Below are 12,685 nucleotides of genomic sequence, written 5' to 3' on the forward strand. Positions count from 1 at the left end.
GAGGGGTGGGGGCGCTCGGCTCGGGGGCGCGCGAGGCGGGGGCTCACAGCTCGCCCATCCGCCGGATGACGGGGGCCACGCGCTGCACTCCGTGGCGGTAGGCGCCACGCGCCGCGCGGCGCACGATCTGCCGTACGGGTCCCGGGTCCTTGTCGGCCGTGGGGGCGCCCGGCAGCGGGGCGCCGTCGGGGCCGAGGTGGTGGCGGGCGAGGATGCCGGGCAGATAGCCGCCTGCCGTGCTGGGGCTGTAGTACGGCGCGATGGGCGCAAGGCCGCCCGTGGCCGCGGCGTCAAGGAGGTCGGCGACCCGCTCGCGCGCCGTGTCGAAGGCGTTCTCGTACGCGCCGTCGGCGGCGACGCCCTGCCGTGCCAGCCACCGCTCGTCGGGCACGGGCAGGTGGCCCGCGTCCAGCTGGTCCCAGGACGCGAGGCATCCGGAGCCGGTGAAGTGGTGGTTGCCGAGCGCCTCGCGCACCCCGAGGTCGGTGAGGACGGCGGTGGGGATGCGGCGGTGCAGGGATTCGAGCGCGGCCGTGGAGCTGACGGTGACCAGCAGGTCGGTGCGGTCCAGGACCTCGCCCATGTGCCCGTAGACGAGGCGGCAGTTGGCGGGCAGTCCGCCGTCGAGCCGCTGCGCCAGCTTCTGGTAGGGCAGCTCCTCGATGTGCGTGGTGTGCTCGCCGGGCTTGCTGCGCAGCTTGAGCAGGACGTCGCGGTCGGGGTGCAGCCTGGCGTGCTCGGCGAGGCGGCGCAGCAGGTAGGTGCGGTGTGCGCCGGTGTCGGGGACGGAGGGCTGGGCGGCGAAGACGACGGTGTAGGGGTCGTTCTTCCGGTACGGGGCGCCGCCGAGGAACGGCAGCGCGGCCTCCGTCACCGATGAGGCGTCGGCGCCCACTCCTTCGTACACCGCGCGGAAGCGCTCCGCGTCCTGCCGGGAGTTGGCGAGGACGACGTCCGCGCCGTGCCGCAGGAGGAGGCCGTCGGCGAGCTTCTCGTAGACGACGCCGACGTAGCCGGTGACGACGACGGGGCGGCGCGCCGGGCCGCCGGTGAGGCGGGCGTCCTGCGTGACGCGGGCGAGTCCGTGCAGGACCGCCTGGACCGCCCCGCCCACCAGGGCGAGCACGATCACGTCGGGTGCGTCCCGCTCCATCTCGCGCAGGAACTCGACTGCGGTGACCTCGCGCAGGGAATCCGCGCGCACGCCCACCTCTTCGAGCTGCCGGGGGGTGGGGGTGGCCCGGCCGCGGAGCAGGAAGCCGCTGAGCCGACTGTCCGATAGGATGCGGTTCGCGGTGAGAGCGCCCCATTTCCATCGCGTATCGGAGTCGGCGAGTACGGCGACCCGCAGTGGGTTTCGATGACTTCCTTGCACGTCCCAGACGCTAGGAAGGCATTTCGATTCGCGGCCCAACTCAGGTGCAACAAAGGGTTAACAGCAGCCCGACGAATGGCGAATCAGCTCAGGAAATGCCTTCTCCACAGCCTGGTTAACCATTCCGCCACGCGTCGTTCACCTGGCATACCACTGCGGGTCGACACGAATGACGGGCCGACACCTAACGTCACCCACGTGGTTAAGCTCTCCGTCATCGTGCCGTTCTACAACGTGCAGCAATACGCGCCCGACACCTTGAGGAGTCTGCGTGCGAACGCACGTGACGACTTCGAATTCATTCTCGTCGACGACTGCTCGCGCGACGAGACTCCGGACATCCTGGAGCGTGCGGCGCGCGAGCTGCCAGGCGCCGTCCACCTCAGACACGAGACCAACGGCGGCCTCGCGACCGCCCGCAACACGGGCCTCGACGCGGCGCGTGGCGAGTACCTCACCTTCCTGGACGGTGACGACTGGCTCGCGCCCGGCTACTTCTCCCAACTCGTCTCCTCCATCGAGGAGTTGGGCTGCGACTTCGTGCGCACCGACCATGTGCAGTGCACCGCACGGGCCCGCACCGTGCACCGCGTCCCGCACGGCAGGCGCGGCGTCGTGATGAGCCCGCGCGAGGTGATACTGCCCGCCGACCGGTCGACCTCGGTCGACTACGCGTACGCCTGGGCGGGCATCTACCACCGCCGGCTCGCCGACGCGGGGCTGCTGCACTTCACCGACGGCCTGCGCACCGCGGAGGACCGGCCGTGGATCTGGCGGCTGCACCGCGAGGCGGAATCCTTCGCCGCGGTCGGACTTCTCGGGGTGTTCTACCGGCGCGGTGTCGCGTCCTCGCTCACGCAGATCGGCGACGTACGCCAGCTCGATTTCATCAAGGCATTCGACCAGGTCGTAAGGGAAACCGCGGAGGACCGGGACGCGGACGAACTCCTGCCGAAGGCCGTGCGCACCTACTGCGCGATCATCTCCCACCATTTGGGATCCATCGAAAGGTTCGAGCCATCCGTGGCGCGGAAATTGAAGTCAATGAGTGCGGCCGCGCTGAAGCGGATGCCGCAGGGCGTTCTCGACGACGCGCTCGACTCCATGGACGTCCAGCGGGCGACGCGGCTGCGCAGGCTGCGTCGGCGCCCGGTGTCGGCGGAGGTGGCCGCGTAATGGCCACGCCCCGTACGACGCAGATCTTCCTGGCGTCCACGCTGTACGGCGCCGCGACGCTCGCCGCCGCCCTGGACGCCGACCGCTTCGGGCCCGCCGACCGGCGCATCCTCCTGGTCAGCAACAACGCCGCGACCCCCGAGACGACGACGCCCCTCGACGAGATGCCGGGGTTCGGGCGGCTGCGCGACCGGTTCGACGACGTGCGCTCCTGGAACGAGGCCATCTCCCCTTTCCACCCGGGCGGCTGGGCCCCGCGCGGCGACGACGTCGTGCTGTGGGAGCGCTACGTACGGATGCTGTGGGACCTCGGTGACGACGACGTCGAGCTGGCCGTCGAGTCCATCCAGGTCAATCCCGCGCTGGCGCTCGCGCAGATCTTCACGGGCGTCCCCGTGGACGTCTACGCCGACGGCCTGATGAGCTACGGCCCCACCCGCAGCAAGATCGACCCGCTGGTCGGCACGCGGGTGCGGCGCCTGCTCCACCTGGACCTGGTGCCGGGCCTCACCCCGCTGCTCCTCACCGAGTTCGGGGTGGACCCCGAGGTCGTGCCGACCGACGCGTTCGTGCAGGTGCTCGCCGAACTCGGCCAGGACGAGACCGAGTTGCCGGACATCGAGGCGCCCGCCCTCGTCCTCGGCCAGTACCTCTCCGCGCTCTCCATCCTCACCCCCGAGGAAGAGGAGGAGCTGCACATCAGCATGGTGCGCGGCGCCGCCGCCCTCGGCCACACGCACGTGGTGTTCAAGCCCCACCCCACGGCGCCCGCCCGCTGGTCGCGCGCCCTGGAGAAGGAGGCCGGGGCGATCGGCGTCGAGCTGACCGTGCTCGACACCCCGGTGCTCGCCGAGGTGCTCTACCAGCGGATGCGGCCCGCGCTCGTCGTCGGCTGCTTCTCCACGGCGCTGGTCACGGCCTCCGCGCTGTACGGCCTGCCCGCCGCCCGCGCCGGTACGGACCTCCTGCTGGAACGTCTCGCGCCCTACCAGAACAGCAACCGCGTCCCGGTCACGATCGTCGACGCGCTGCTGCCCGAGCTCACCGACCGCGCGGCGGTCGCCGCACAGGAGGCGGACCTCGGCACCGGCGAGCTGACGAACCTCCTCAAGGCCGTCGGCTTCGCGATGCAGCCGCAGATCTACCCCCGGCTGCGCCCCGACGCCGAGCGCTATCTCGCCCGGAACCTGGACACCACCACCTGGCGCTACTTCAAGCGGCGCCGCCTCACCGCGCTCGCGCTGCCCGGCGCCGTCCCCTCGCAGCTCGCCTTCATCCCGCGCAACGCCGCCGTCCGGCGGGTCGCCCGCCGCGCACGCTCCGTGCAGCGCTCGCTCAAGCGGACCGCCCTCGGATGACCACTCCTGGACCCACGCTCCCGAAGGTCTCACCGGGCGCGGAACATGCCACAGAGCACGCCACGGAACAGACCGGTCAGGCGATTCCCGCGCCCCGGCCCGCCCGCGGCAAGCCACGGCTGCGCGCCCTGGACGGGCTGCGGCTGGTCGCCGCGCTCATGGTCGCCGCGTACCACTACGGCGGCCGCGACGGCGAGATCGCCGAGGCCTGGGGCAGCTCGCCCAAGGTGCAGTTCCCGACGGCCAGCGAGTGGTTCGCGTACGGCTGTCTCGGCGTGCAGATCTTCTTCGTGATCAGCGGCTTCGTCATCTCCATGAGCGGCTGGGGCAGGCCCATGCGCTCGTTCTTCGCGTCCCGGGCCTCCCGCCTCCTGCCGTCCTACTGGGCGGCGATCGTGCTGGTCACAGCGGTCTTCGCGCTGCCGGCCGTCACCTACGCGGCGGTCTCGCCCAGCGACGCGCTCGTCAACCTGACCATGCTGCAGCAGCCGCTGGGCGTGGACCGGGTGCTCGGCGTGTGCTGGACGCTCTGGGCCGAACTGCGCTTCTACGCGCTCTTCGCGCTGTGCGTGGTCATGCCGGGCGCGACCCGCGCGCGGGTGGTGCTGTTCTGCGCGGTGTGGACGCTGGCCGCGGCCGTCTCGGAGGCCGCGAACGAGCCGCTGCTCGACCTGGTCCTGATGCCGGAGTACGCCCCGTTCTTCATCGGCGGCATCGGCATCTACCTGATCCACCGCGACCGCCGCGACCTCACGGCGTGGGGCATCACGGGCGTGAGCTGGCTGATCGGCCAGCACTACGCGGTCGACCGGCTCTGGCACGCGCCGAACCCGGACTTCTTCTCCTACCGCACCTCGTTCGGGATCATCGCGGTGGTGACGGCGGGTTTCGCGGCCGTGCTCCTCATCGCGCTCGGCCACCTCGACTGGGCGAACTGGCGCTGGCTGACCGTGGCCGGTGCGCTGACGTACCCCTTCTACCTGGTGCACGAGCACCTGGGCTGGGTGACGGTGGAGACGCTGCACCAGCACATGGGCCTGCCGTCCTACGCGACGTTCGGCCTGACGATCGTCGCCATGCTGGCCCTCGCATGGCTCCTGAACCGGTACGTCGAGGAGCGGCTGACCCCCATGATCCGCAACGGCCTCAACCGGAAGCCCCAGGCCCGGAGGTAGCGGGCCCGGGGGGAGCGAGCGTCGCGCCGATCCCCGCCACGACCGCGGCGAGTCCTTCCTCGAAGCCGCGGTCGTGGGCGCGGAACATCTCCTCGCCCGCCGCGGCTGCCAGGGGGTACGCGGCGAGGCGCTCGGCGCGCGCGACGAGGTCATAGCCACTGCTGCCGTCGCCGCCACCCTCGCCGCCGCCCGGACCCCCGCCCGCAGCCTGCTCCTCGACGACGTACCCGATCGTGTAGCTGTACGCGGTGAACCAGGCCCGCGCGGCCGCCCCCGGCGCGAACCCCGCCCCGGCAAGCACCCGCAGATGGGCCTCCATCGGAGCCGCGTACGACAGATCCGTGTAGTGCGTGCCGCTGAACACCTTCGCGCCGTCGCGGTAGCGCAGCAGATGCTCGCGCAGGCACCGCATCGCGGTGGTGAGCGCCACCCGCCAGTCGGCGTCCGGCGTGGACAGGAACTCCTCGCCCATCCGCCGCATCATCTCCGTCGCCAGCTCGTCGAGCAGCGCCTGCTTGTCCTTGAAGTGCCAGTACAGGGCGGGTGCCTTCACGTCGAGGCGCTGGGCGATGGCGCGCAGCGTCAGCCCTTCGAGCCCCGTCTCGTTCAGCAGGTCGAGCGCGGTGCGCGCCACTCGGGTGCGGTCCAGCTTCGTCGTCGCCACCTTGACAATTTAACACCGTTAAGCGCATCCTCCTGCCATGGCACTTAACAGCGTTAAGGAAACCGGTGTGCTCATCGTGGGCGCGGGCCCCACCGGGCTCGCCCTCGCCTGCGACCTGGCACGCCGCGAGGTGCGCGCGCTCGTGGTCGAGCGGGCCCCCGCCCTGTTCCCCGGCTCGCGCGGCAAGGGGCTGCAGCCCCGCACCCTGGAGGTCTTCGACGACCTCGGCGTCATCGGCGCGGTCCTCGCGGCGGGCGGCCCCATCCCCGTGGGCATGGTGTGGCGGGACGGCCGACGGCAGGGCGAGCACCGGATGTTCGACACACCCGAGCCGACGGAGACCGCGCCGTACACCACGCCGTGGATGCTCCCCCAGTGGCGCACCCAGGAGATCCTCCTGGCCCGGCTGCGCGAGCTCGGCGGCGACGTCATGTTCGACGCGGAGGTGACGGGCCTGGCCCAGGACGCCGACGGGGTCACCGCCGAGCTGTCGACGGGCGCGACGCTGCGTGCGGCGTACGCCGTGGCGGCGGACGGCGGCCGCTCCGCCCTGCGCCGGGAACTCGGCATCACCATGGCGGGCGAGACCGTGGACCCGAACCCCGTCCTGGTGGCGGACGTCCGCATCCCGGCGCTCGACCGCGACCACTGGCACATGTTCCCGGCCGCCGCGGAGGGCGGCCCGTACGCGGCGATCTGCCCGCTGGCCGGTACCCCGGACTTCCAGCTGACGGTCCAGCTCCCCGCGGGGACGGCGCCCGACCTCTCCCTCCAGGGCGTACGCGACCTCGTCGCCGCCCGTACGCACCTGGCCGCGGACGACGTGACCGAGGTCCGCTGGTCCTCGGACTTCCGGCCGCGCGCGGCGCTGGCCGACCGCTTCCGCGAGGGCCGCGTCCTCCTGGCCGGGGACGCGGCGCACGTCCACTCACCGGCGGGCGGCCAGGGCCTGAACACCAGCGTCCAGGACGCCTACAACCTGGGCTGGAAGCTGGGCGCGGTGCTCGGACACGGCGCCCCCGATGCGCTCCTCGACACCTACGAGGAGGAGCGGCTGCCCAACGCCGCGCAGATGCTGGGCCTGTCCACCCGCATCCACCGCGGCGAGGCGCGCCGCGGCGCGGCCACCCGGCAGCTCGGCATCGGCTACCGCGACGGGTCACTGGCGGTGGACACCCGCGAGGGGCTGGACGAGACGCTGCGGGCGGGCGACCGGGCGCCGGACGGCCCGTGCGGCGCGGGGACCCTGTTCGACGCGTTCCGCGGCCCGCACTGGACACTCCTCGCGATGGGCGCGGACACGGAACTCCCGCTGCTGGACGACGAGTTGATCCACACCCACACCGTCCCCGCGTACGAGCCGTACGGGAAGGGGCTCTTCCTGGTCCGTCCGGACGGGTACGTGGGGTGGGCGGGCGTGGACGCGCGGGACGGCCTCACCGCGTACCTGGCACGGTGCGGCGCCGCTCCCCGCACCTCTTGACCTCAAGCCTCCTTGAGGTTCTACGTTCAAGCACATGACAGCTTTCGCGTACTCACACAGCGACCAGGACCTGGTCAACCAGCCCATCGGCTACTGGAGTTCGGCAGCCGGTACGGCCGTCGTCCACCACATCCGCACCATGCTCGCCGAGATGGGCCTCACCCAGCCCCAGTGGTGGGCCCTCAGCCAGCTGGTCCAGGCACCGGAGGGACGCCCCCGCGACGAGGTCGTATCCGTGCTCAAGGGATACCTGGAGGTCGGCGAGGGCGCCCTGGTCCACAACATCGGCGCCCTGCGCGACCGCGGCCTCATCGCCGAGGACGCCGCGGGCCGCATCGCCCTCACCGACGAGGGCCGCGCCCTCCAGGCCCGCGTGGCCGAGCGCCAGAAGGCCATCCGCGCACAGATCCACGAGGGCATCACGGACGAGGACTACGTCCGCACGCTGAAGGTCCTCCAGCGCATGATCCACAACGTGGGGGGCGCGGCCTGGCACCACTGACGTCAGCCGCCGGAGGGCCTGCCGAACTCCTCGATGAGGACGGGGTACTGCTCCGCGCCGTGACCCGCGGCGATCGAGCGGGCGGCCATCGCCTGGATCAGCTTCGGCAGTTCGGCGTTGACGCCCGCCGCCTCGCTCTCCTCGACCATGTGCGCCATGGCGCGCGCGTCGGTCTCCAGGGCGGACACCTCGGCGGGGAAGGAGCCGCTGTCGATCTGCTCGGCGTACCCCGGCAGCCATTCGGCGACCCCCGCGGCGATCTGCCGTGCGAACGGCGCGTACGTCGCGGCGTCGACGCCGACCGTCCGCAGCAGGGCGGTGCCCTGGAGCCAGGCGTTCAGGACGCTCCACATCATGGCCAGGCCCGCCACGTCGTAGAGGGACGCAAGGCCGTGGTCCGCGCCGAGGTGGGTGACGGTGCCGAGCGCGGCGAGGGTCGGCTCGTGGGCCGCGAAGTCCGGCGCGGGACCGCTGTGCAGGATCACCGCGTCGGCGGTGCCGATGGCCGACGGGATGGCCATGATGGCGCCGTCGAGATAGCGGGCGCCGAGCTTCGCGGCCCACTGCGCGGCCTCCCGGGCCTGGGCCGAGTCGCCGGAGGTCAGGTTCACCAGCGTCGTGCCGTCGAGCTCGGCGCCGCTCGTCCCGAGCAGGTCGCGCACGGCGTCGTAGTCGGTGAGGCAGACGATCGTCAGCGGGGACGCTCCGAGCGCCTCACCGAGGGTCGGCGCCAATACGGCTCCTTCGGCCACCAGTCGGTCGGCCTTGGAAGCCGTGCGGTTCCACACGGTGGTGGGGTGCCCGGCCCACAGGAAGGCACCGGCGAGGGCCTGCCCCATCAGTCCGAGTCCTACGACGGTCACGGGGGCGGCGTTCGCGGAATGCTTGATCACGGGTTCGTTGTTCATGTCAGCATCGTCAACGTTGATACCGGTATGAAGGTCAAGCGAGGTGCGATGCGAATCGGGGAACTGGGCCGCCTGACGGGCGTCAACGCCCACCAGTTGCGCTACTACGAGGCCCAGGGGCTGCTTGAGGCGGAGCGCGGCGCGAACGGGTACCGCGAGTACGGCGAGAGCGCCGTGCTGCGGGTGCGGCAGATCCGGCACCTGCTCGGCGCCGGACTGTCCTCCGAGGACATCGCGTACGTGCTGCCCTGCGCGGTCGGGGAGGTCCCCGAGCTGCCCGGCTGCCCCGAGCTGCTGACCGCGATGCGGTCGCGGCTGCAGCGCCTCGACGACCAGATGGAGAAGATCGCCCAGTCCCGCGAGGCCCTGGCCACCTACATCGACGCGGCCGACCGGATGGGCGGCGACAGCTACCCGCCGCTCACCGAGGCCGTCGTCACACGCTGGTGACCGACAGCTTCACCGCGAACCCGAGGAACAGCGCGCCCGCCGTCGAGGTGGCCCCGGCCGAGAGCCGCTTGCGGCGGCGGAAGGCGGCCGCGAGCCTGGTGCCGCTGAAGATCAGGGCGGTCAGGTAGAGGACGCTGGCCAGCTGGGCCAGGGCACCGAGCACGACGAACGACAGCGCGGGATAGGCGTAGGCCGGGTCGACGAACTGAACGAAGAAGGCGATGAAGAACAAGATCGCCTTCGGATTGAGCAGGCTGATCACCAGGGCCCTCCGGAACGGCCGCTCCCCCGCCGCCTCCCGGTCGTCCTGCCCCGCGCTCTGCGCACTCTGCTCCCGCCGCGCCCGCCACATGCTCCAGGCCGCCCGCATCATGCCGATCGCGAGCCACGTCAGGTATCCGGCGCCGGCGTACTTCACGATCCCGAAGAGCAGGGCGTTGGCCTGCAGCAACGAGGCCACACCGGCCGCCGACAGCGTCATCAGGACGGTGTCGCCGCACCAGACGCCCGCGGCGGCCGTGTAGCCGGTGCGGATGCCGCGGCGTGCGGCGACGGAGAGCACGTACAGCGAGTTCGGCCCCGGCAGCAGAATGATCAGGGCGAGGCCCACGAGATAGGTCGGAAGATCGGTGACACCCAGCATGGCCGGAGTGTCGCACGCGTGTACGGCATGGGGACATCAGTGTCCGCTGGGCGGACACGGGAGCCAGGAATCAGGAACCCGCCCCCTCAGAACGCGTCCGTAGGCACATAGGCCCCCCACACCTCCCGCAGCGCATCGCACACCTCGCCCACGGTGGCCCGCGCCCGGAGTGCCTCCTTCATCGGCGGCAGGACGTTCGCCTCCCCCTTCGCCGCCTCCTGGAGCGCGGCGAGGGCGGTGCTCACCGCCGGGCCGTTGCGTTCCGTGCGGAGGCGGGCGAGGCGGGCGGCCTGTTCGGTCTCGATGGCGGGGTCGACGCGCAGTGGTTCGTACGGCTCCTCCTCGTCGAGCCGGTAGCGGTTGACGCCGACCACGACGCGGTCGCCGCTGTCCGTCTCCTGTGCGATGCGGTAGGCGTTGCGCTCGATCTCGCCCTTCTGGAAGCCCTGTTCGATGGCGTGCACGGCGCCGCCGAGGTCTTCGACGCGTCGCATCAGGTCGAGGGCCGCCCCTTCCAGGTCGTCGGTCATCCGCTCCACGACGTACGACCCGGCGAAGGGGTCCACCGTCGCCGTCACGTCCGTCTCGTACGCGAGGACCTGCTGGGTGCGCAGGGCGAGGCGGGCCGACTTGTCGGTGGGGAGCGCGATGGCCTCGTCGAAGGAGTTGGTGTGCAGCGACTGGGTGCCGCCGAGGACCGCGCCGAGGCCCTGGACGGCGACCCGGACGAGGTTCACCTCGGGCTGCTGCGCGGTCAGCTGGACGCCCGCCGTCTGCGTGTGGAAGCGCAGCATCAGGGACTTGGGGTTCTCCGCGCCGAACTCCTCGCGCATGACGCGGGCCCAGATGCGCCTGGCCGCACGGAACTTGGCGACCTCCTCCAGGATCGTCGTACGCGCCACGAAGAAGAAGGACAGACGCGGTGCGAAGTCGTCCACGTCCATCCCGGCCGCGACCGCCGTACGGACGTACTCGATGCCGTCGGCCAGGGTGAAGGCGATCTCCTGCGCGGGCGAGGCGCCCGCCTCCGCCATGTGGTAGCCGGAGATCGAGATGGTGTTCCACTTCGGCAGCTCGGCCCTGCAGTACCGGAAGGTGTCCGCGACGAGGCGCAGCGACGGCTGGGGCGGGAAGATGTACGTGCCGCGCGCGATGTACTCCTTGAGCACGTCGTTCTGGATCGTGCCGGTCAGCCGGTCCGCCGCGATGCCCTGTTCCTCGGCGACCAGTTGGTAGAGGAGGAGCAGCAGCGCGGCCGGTGCGTTGATCGTCATCGACGTGGAGACCTCGTCGAGCGGGATTCCGCCAAAAAGGACCCGCATGTCGTCGATCGAGTCGACGGCGACACCGACCTTGCCGACCTCGCCGCTCGCGATCGGGGCGTCGGAGTCGTGCCCCATCTGGGTCGGCAGGTCGAAGGCGACGGACAGGCCGGTGGTGCCGTGTTCGATCAGCTGCCGGTAGCGGGCGTTCGACTCGGCGGCGGTGCCGAAGCCCGCGTACTGGCGCATCGTCCAGGGGCGGCCGGTGTACATCGTGGGATAGACGCCGCGAGTGAAGGGGTACGCGCCGGGGGCGCCGAGCTGCTCCGCCGGGTCCCAGCCCGCCAGATCATCGGGACCGTACACGGGTTCGATAGGTAGTCCTGATTCCGACTCGTGTGTCATGCGTCCAGCTTGCGCCCGCGCACGGGACGCGTCACTCGCGGCAAACCGGGAAACACTTCCAGAAGTGTTGTCGATGATGTCCACGAACACGATGTCCACGAACACGGGGGCGTGATGGGCAAGGGCGCGATATCCGCAGGGGCCGTGGCGGTGCTGGTCCTGGTGACGGGCTGCAAGGCGGTCGCGGTCGACACGGACGGCGGGCGGCCGAGTGAGGGCGGCAGCGGCAGCGGGGACGGGAAGCCCCGGGCGACGGCGACGCGCTCGCCCACGGACACGCCCAGTACGTCGAGCACTCCGCGTACGCCGGACAGACCGGACTCGACGCCGACGCGGCCGTCGACGCCGCCGCCTCCCACCGCCCCCGCGAAGATCCTCATGGAGCGGGGCGACCACGGCGGACAGGTGCGCGAGCTGCAGGCCAGGCTGCGGCAGATCGGCTGGTTCTACGAGAACCCCACCGGGACGTACGGACCCGCCACCACGAGCTCGGTCGGGGAGTTCCAGGCCAAGCGCGGACTGCCCCGCACGGGGGCCACGGACACCGTCACCTGGCAGAAGCTGCGCGGCATGACGCGTGAGCCGACGCGGACCGAGCTGTACGCGGGCGGCGGCATGCCCGCCGCCAAGCCGGACAAGCGCTGCATGACCGGGCGGGTCCTGTGCATCGCCAAGAGCAGCCGCACCCTGACGTGGATGGTCGACGGCAAGGCGGTGTCGACGATGGATGTGCGGTTCGGGTCGCAGTACACGCCGACCCGCGAGGGCACCTTCAGCGTCTACTGGAAGTCCCGCCACCACGTATCGACGCTCTACGACACGGCCATGCCCTACGCGATGTTCTTCAGCGGCGGCCAGGCGGTGCACTACTCGGCGGACTTCGCGGCCAGGGGGTACGCGGGCGGGTCGCACGGCTGCGTGAACGTCAGGGACGAGAAGAAGATCGCGAGCCTGTTCGCGCAGGTACGGAAGGGCGACCGCGTCGTCATCTACAAGTGATGCCCGCCCCCGTGCACCGGGGGCCCTGGGCGGGAAAAGCGGCGTGGGCGGGATCGGGGGAACGTATCCCGCCCACGCCGAGGGCACGGAGCCGAAGGTACGGGGGGAACCCCCGGCTCGTGCGTGGGCCGATGACCAGTCGGCTCACTACTTACTGCGCCGCGCGCTCTGAAAACGTCACACCTTTGCCTGAGAGCCTGTCTTTGAACCCCCGTCGTTCGCGCGGAGCGCGGGCGCAGCGGCGGTCGGTGCGTGCGATCGGTGTGCGGAGTCCCCGGTCATGTG

12 protein-coding genes are annotated in these 12,685 nt (G+C 71.4%); 7 read left to right on the plus strand and 5 right to left on the minus strand.

Annotated elements, in window-relative coordinates:
• Nucleotides 1-43: 43 nt before the first annotated feature.
• Nucleotides 44-1,351 (minus strand): DUF6716 putative glycosyltransferase, encoded by a 1,308-nt coding sequence (locus tag ABZV77_RS06870; RefSeq protein ID WP_356252345.1) that lies wholly within the window; start codon nucleotides 1,349-1,351, stop codon nucleotides 44-46.
• 222 nt (nucleotides 1,352-1,573) lie between these two features.
• On the opposite strand from ABZV77_RS06870, the gene ABZV77_RS06875 reads away from it, so the two are divergent.
• From ABZV77_RS06875 to ABZV77_RS06885, 3 genes are read left to right on the plus strand one after another with little or no spacing between them, the layout of a single operon-like run.
• Nucleotides 1,574-2,551, plus strand: coding sequence for a glycosyltransferase family 2 protein (locus tag ABZV77_RS06875; RefSeq protein ID WP_356251221.1), 978 nt, complete (start codon nucleotides 1,574-1,576; stop codon nucleotides 2,549-2,551).
• Nucleotides 2,551-3,909, plus strand: a complete 1,359-nt coding sequence (locus ABZV77_RS06880) for a polysialyltransferase family glycosyltransferase (protein WP_356251224.1) — start codon at nucleotides 2,551-2,553, stop codon at nucleotides 3,907-3,909. Before ABZV77_RS06875 ends, ABZV77_RS06880 begins: the two co-directional genes overlap by 1 nt.
• Nucleotides 3,906-5,084 (plus strand): acyltransferase, encoded by a 1,179-nt coding sequence (locus ABZV77_RS06885; RefSeq protein ID WP_356251227.1) that lies wholly within the window; start codon nucleotides 3,906-3,908, stop codon nucleotides 5,082-5,084. Before ABZV77_RS06880 ends, ABZV77_RS06885 begins: the two co-directional genes overlap by 4 nt.
• Here the strand turns inward: ABZV77_RS06885 and ABZV77_RS06890 are convergent.
• Complete coding sequence (locus ABZV77_RS06890) at nucleotides 5,056-5,748, minus strand: TetR/AcrR family transcriptional regulator C-terminal domain-containing protein (RefSeq protein ID WP_356251230.1); 693 nt, start codon at nucleotides 5,746-5,748, stop codon at nucleotides 5,056-5,058. The two genes, ABZV77_RS06885 and ABZV77_RS06890, sit on opposite strands and share 29 nt — an antisense overlap.
• A 37-nt stretch (nucleotides 5,749-5,785) precedes the next feature.
• Between ABZV77_RS06890 and ABZV77_RS06895 the strand changes: the two genes are divergently transcribed.
• Complete coding sequence (locus ABZV77_RS06895) at nucleotides 5,786-7,231, plus strand: FAD-dependent monooxygenase (protein WP_356251233.1); 1,446 nt, start codon at nucleotides 5,786-5,788, stop codon at nucleotides 7,229-7,231.
• Nucleotides 7,232-7,265: 34 nt separating this feature from the next.
• Nucleotides 7,266-7,733 (plus strand): MarR family winged helix-turn-helix transcriptional regulator, encoded by a 468-nt coding sequence (locus ABZV77_RS06900; RefSeq protein WP_356251236.1) that lies wholly within the window; start codon nucleotides 7,266-7,268, stop codon nucleotides 7,731-7,733.
• Between the two features lie 2 nt (nucleotides 7,734-7,735).
• Here ABZV77_RS06900 and ABZV77_RS06905 read toward each other — a convergent pair whose 3' ends face one another.
• The gene (locus ABZV77_RS06905) at nucleotides 7,736-8,641 is read right to left on the minus strand and encodes an NAD(P)-binding domain-containing protein (RefSeq protein ID WP_356251239.1); all 906 of its coding nucleotides are present in this window, start codon (nucleotides 8,639-8,641) and stop codon (nucleotides 7,736-7,738) included.
• A 48-nt stretch (nucleotides 8,642-8,689) separates the two neighbouring features.
• Between ABZV77_RS06905 and ABZV77_RS06910 the strand changes: the two genes are divergently transcribed.
• Nucleotides 8,690-9,091: a MerR family transcriptional regulator gene (locus ABZV77_RS06910; protein WP_356251241.1), complete on the plus strand. Its 402-nt coding sequence runs from the start codon at nucleotides 8,690-8,692 to the stop codon at nucleotides 9,089-9,091.
• Here ABZV77_RS06910 and leuE read toward each other — a convergent pair.
• Together leuE and ABZV77_RS06920 are read right to left on the minus strand one after the other, a co-directional pair.
• Nucleotides 9,078-9,734 (minus strand): leucine efflux protein LeuE, encoded by a 657-nt coding sequence (leuE, locus tag ABZV77_RS06915; RefSeq protein WP_356251244.1) that lies wholly within the window; start codon nucleotides 9,732-9,734, stop codon nucleotides 9,078-9,080. The genes ABZV77_RS06910 and leuE overlap by 14 nt on opposite strands.
• 86 nt (nucleotides 9,735-9,820) lie before the next feature.
• Nucleotides 9,821-11,401: a methylmalonyl-CoA mutase family protein gene (locus tag ABZV77_RS06920; RefSeq protein WP_356251247.1), complete on the minus strand. Its 1,581-nt coding sequence runs from the start codon at nucleotides 11,399-11,401 to the stop codon at nucleotides 9,821-9,823.
• A 114-nt stretch (nucleotides 11,402-11,515) separates the two neighbouring features.
• Between ABZV77_RS06920 and ABZV77_RS06925 the strand changes: the two genes are divergently transcribed.
• Nucleotides 11,516-12,400 (plus strand): L,D-transpeptidase family protein, encoded by an 885-nt coding sequence (locus ABZV77_RS06925; RefSeq protein ID WP_356251249.1) that lies wholly within the window; start codon nucleotides 11,516-11,518, stop codon nucleotides 12,398-12,400.
• Nucleotides 12,401-12,685 lie beyond the last annotated feature (285 nt).

The sequence above is a fragment of the Streptomyces sp. NPDC004732 genome (genome assembly GCF_040609235.1).
GTDB lineage: Bacteria > Actinomycetota > Actinomycetes > Streptomycetales > Streptomycetaceae > Streptomyces.

Excerpts from the sequence above, each read along its gene's own strand:
- ABZV77_RS06880 (WP_356251224.1), top strand. The coding sequence starts at position 2,551 with ATGGCCACGCCCCGTACGACGCAGATCTTCCTGGCGTCCACGCTGTAC.
- ABZV77_RS06885 (WP_356251227.1), top strand. The coding sequence starts at position 3,906 with ATGACCACTCCTGGACCCACGCTCCCGAAGGTCTCACCGGGCGCGGAA.
- ABZV77_RS06895 (WP_356251233.1), top strand. The coding sequence starts at position 5,786 with ATGGCACTTAACAGCGTTAAGGAAACCGGTGTGCTCATCGTGGGCGCG.
- ABZV77_RS06900 (WP_356251236.1), top strand. The coding sequence starts at position 7,266 with ATGACAGCTTTCGCGTACTCACACAGCGACCAGGACCTGGTCAACCAG.
- ABZV77_RS06905 (WP_356251239.1), bottom strand. The coding sequence starts at position 8,641 with ATGAACAACGAACCCGTGATCAAGCATTCCGCGAACGCCGCCCCCGTG.
- ABZV77_RS06910 (WP_356251241.1), top strand. The coding sequence starts at position 8,690 with ATGCGAATCGGGGAACTGGGCCGCCTGACGGGCGTCAACGCCCACCAG.
- leuE (WP_356251244.1), bottom strand. The coding sequence starts at position 9,734 with ATGCTGGGTGTCACCGATCTTCCGACCTATCTCGTGGGCCTCGCCCTG.
- ABZV77_RS06920 (WP_356251247.1), bottom strand. The coding sequence starts at position 11,401 with ATGACACACGAGTCGGAATCAGGACTACCTATCGAACCCGTGTACGGT.
- ABZV77_RS06925 (WP_356251249.1), top strand. The coding sequence starts at position 11,516 with ATGGGCAAGGGCGCGATATCCGCAGGGGCCGTGGCGGTGCTGGTCCTG.